This window comes from Calditrichota bacterium, from assembly GCA_013151735.1.
Lineage (GTDB): Bacteria > Zhuqueibacterota > JdFR-76 > JdFR-76 > BMS3Abin05 > BMS3Abin05.
Genome location: JAADHR010000176.1, coordinates 1 through 3260 on the forward strand (window position 1 = coordinate 1; position 3260 = coordinate 3260).

3 protein-coding genes are annotated in these 3260 nt (G+C 52.2%); all 3 read left to right on the forward strand.

Annotation, left to right across the window (positions count from 1 at the left end; all coding sequences use genetic code 11):
* Window positions 1–174, forward strand: a 174-nt coding sequence (locus tag GXO76_12240; GenBank protein NOY78629.1) for a hypothetical protein, incomplete at its 5' end; no start/stop codon positions are given.
* 154 nt (window positions 175–328) lie between these two features.
* Window positions 329–2134 (forward strand): hypothetical protein, encoded by a 1806-nt coding sequence (locus tag GXO76_12245; GenBank protein ID NOY78630.1) that lies wholly within the window; start codon window positions 329–331, stop codon window positions 2132–2134.
* Window positions 2135–2349: 215 nt separating this feature from the next.
* Window positions 2350–3260, forward strand: a 911-nt coding sequence (locus GXO76_12250) for a 2-hydroxyacyl-CoA dehydratase (protein NOY78631.1), incomplete at its 3' end; no start/stop codon positions are given.

A 3260-nucleotide genomic window follows, 5' to 3' on the forward strand; every position in this document is an offset into this window, starting at 1 on the left:
TCTATTTTGGGAGGAATGCTGGGTACCCTGGTGGCGAAATTTGGCTTCGGCATCGGCTGGGATTACATTATTTTTCCAGCCATTGGCCTGTCTCTGGTTTTGTTGATTGGCGTCAGCCTGCTCACGCCCCCGTCGCCGGAAGAAAAATGGAAACCGTTTATGGAAAAATCTTGAAAGCCCAAAATGAGGAATTTATCCCCACGGGTTTGCACGGGTTTTCACGAAATGAAAATCAAAAATTGGTATGAATGGGTGTTCATTCGTGGGCTGTTTTTGTTTCAACTCATTTCCACGAATTTCTGGAAAGTAACGAAAAGAGAAAGAGATCATGAAAAAGCGGATTTTTATTACGATTGGAATGATTGTGGTTTTGGCATCGTCTGTCTTTGCACAGAATTTTCTGTTGAATCCCACCCTGAATCCCACCCGGAACGAGGTGTACCAACAAATTGACGCCCGGAAACACCGCCTGCTGGAATACTACGCCGCACGAACGGTCTCACCCGGGTTTTTTGGAGCGATGGCCAAACTGGCCACTCACACCGATGTTCCGACGGCCTTTGCCTGGATCGATTCCATGCTGGTTCATCCCCATGGCGACATGTTTTACATCTACCCGCTCATGGCAACCTACCTCTATTTTCAGGATGTGCTGCCCCCCAGTCTCAAAGCAAAAATCAAAAACATCTTCCACACCTACACGCCTTACCGCGGGGACACCGAGAACCACTGGCTGATGTACTACACCTCGATTCTGCTGGCTTCCCAGACCTGGCCGGGGGAAACCGGAGATTTTTGGTTCAATGGAAAATCCTCCGGCGAAAATTACAAGGAAGCCAAAAGCTACCTGGAAGACTGGATGCGGATTGTGACGACCATCGGAACCGGAGAATTTGATTCCCCGGATTACGGGGAGGTGTACCTTTCGCCGCTGTTTCTGCTGTACGAATTTTCCAAAGAGCCAAAATTCCGGATGGAAGCTAAGCTGATTCTCGATTGGTACTGGGCGGATTACGCCCCGGAGTATCTGAAGGGGATGTTCTGCGGGGGACACAGCCGGATCTACGAGCCGCAGGTATACGACCTGAAACGCTCAGAAATGAGCCACTACGGGTACCTCTATTTTGGCGAAACACCCTTCAATCCGGACGGGCGCATGGCGCACACGGTCGTGGGGGCCCTGAGCCGCTACAAAATCCCGTACGAAATTGTTATGGCGGCCCGGGACCGCTCCGTTCCGTACGTTCACACGGAAACCAAACGCGTCCGCAACATCATCCGGCACGGCACGAAACGGAATCCCCCGGTGTACAAGTACGATTACATGACCAAAGACTACTGCCTGGGCTCTTTGCAGGGCGGCATTTTGCAGCCCATCCAGCAGCACACCTGGGATGTAAGCTGGGTGTCCAGTAAACGCTACTCTACCATTTTTTCTCTGCATCCGTACTACTCCTCCAGGGAACTTACCACCTTCTTCCCGGAAGAAACAAAAATCCTTACGCGCGATGTGGTAAAATCCAAAGGAACCTACAACAAACCCAACAAATGGACGGGCGGCTCGCCCTACGAGCACACCTTTCAGTACAAGAATGTGATTATTGTGCTGTACAATATTCCGAAAACGGTTCACTACCACCACATCGACATGTTTTTTCCGAAAAATCTGGATGTGCGGGAAACCGATTCCTCAGGCTGGATTTTTTGCTCCGGCGGAAATGTGTACATTGCTGTTTTGCCTTTTAAACCCTACAAGTGGATTGAGGAAACCATCAACTGGCGGCTGCGCAGCTCCTCGCTTAAAAACGGGTTGATTTTAGAGGTGGCCTCCAAAGACGACTACCCGACTTTTGAGGCTTTTAAAAAATACATCCGCCGGCGGACACCGAATTTGTCCCATTTTGACAAGGATTTAACGGTCCAATTTCGCACCCCGGACAACAATTTCATGAAATTCACCTACCCGAACCAGCGCTTTTTAAACGGGGTGGCCTGGGATTTCAGCCGATACAAGCTTTTTCACGGCCCGTTTACTGATGCGGAGGTCGGCAGCCAGAAACTGCTGATTCACTACAAAAACCAGAACTACGAAATTGATTTCAAACACACCCAAATTCGGCACTGGGTGAAATAGAAAACCGTAATGAGAATCTTCGCTTGTTGCACTCGCTCAGAATGACAGGACCATGCGAATGGCTGTCATTCTGAGTCGGTGACAGGATGGTAAAGAATCCGGTTGTAAGCAAAGAGAAAAGCGGTTTCCCTCGGTCGCTGAGCAGAGTTGAACCAGCGGAGTCGAAACGAGCGGAGAACCAAAATGGAAGAATTCGTGAATTCGGTGCAATCAAAATGAACGCCCTTCCCACGCGAAAAGACGTTATTCGCCGCTTTCAGGAAACGGGCGGCCGGGTAGCCGCCGTGCTGCCCATCCGCTATCCCCGCGAGCTGTTTCGTGCCTTTGGTCTGCTTCCGGTGGAGGTCTGGGGGCCGCCCCATGCCGACGCTTCCCTGGGTGGCAGCCACCTGCAATCCTACACCTGTGCCATCGTGCGAAATGCCGTCTCCTTTTTGCTGAGCGGGGGATTGGATGCCACAGACGTGATTCTGGTTCCCCACACCTGCGACTCGCTCCAGGGGATGGGCTCCGTTTTGCTGGATTTTGTCCGGCCCCGGCAGAAGGTGCTGACGCTTTACCACCCACGGGGCACCCGGCCTGTCGATTTTGATTTTTTGGTCGAAGAACTCAAACACCTGTACAGCGAGTTAGCAGACTGGAGCGGAAAATCACCCTCAACGGAGGATTTGCTTCAGGCAATTGCCCGGGAAGAAACAGCCGACGAAGCCCTGGCGCAGCTTTATGACGATCGCTGGCGCCTGAATCTTTCGGACCGGGAGTTCTACACCGTGGTGCGGGCACGGGAATTTCTTCCGGCGGAAGAATTTACTGCTTTTGTTCAACATCTTCCCCGAGGGGAAGCGAAACGCCCTGCAGGCGTACTACTTTTGCTGTCCGGGATTGTGCCCGAACCCATGCGGCTTTTTGATGAAATTGAAGCCATGGGCGCTCGCGTAGCGGCCGATGATTTGGCCTGCTGCACCCGGCGGCTCTACGCAAAAGGGACAGCCGACGAACCCTTTGCCCGAATGGCCGAACGTCTGCTTTCGGCTCCGCCGGATCCGACGCGGGGGTCGCCCATTTCCGAGCGAATGGCGTATTTAAAAAAGCTCATTAAAACCTCCGGGGCAAAGGGGGTGTTAAT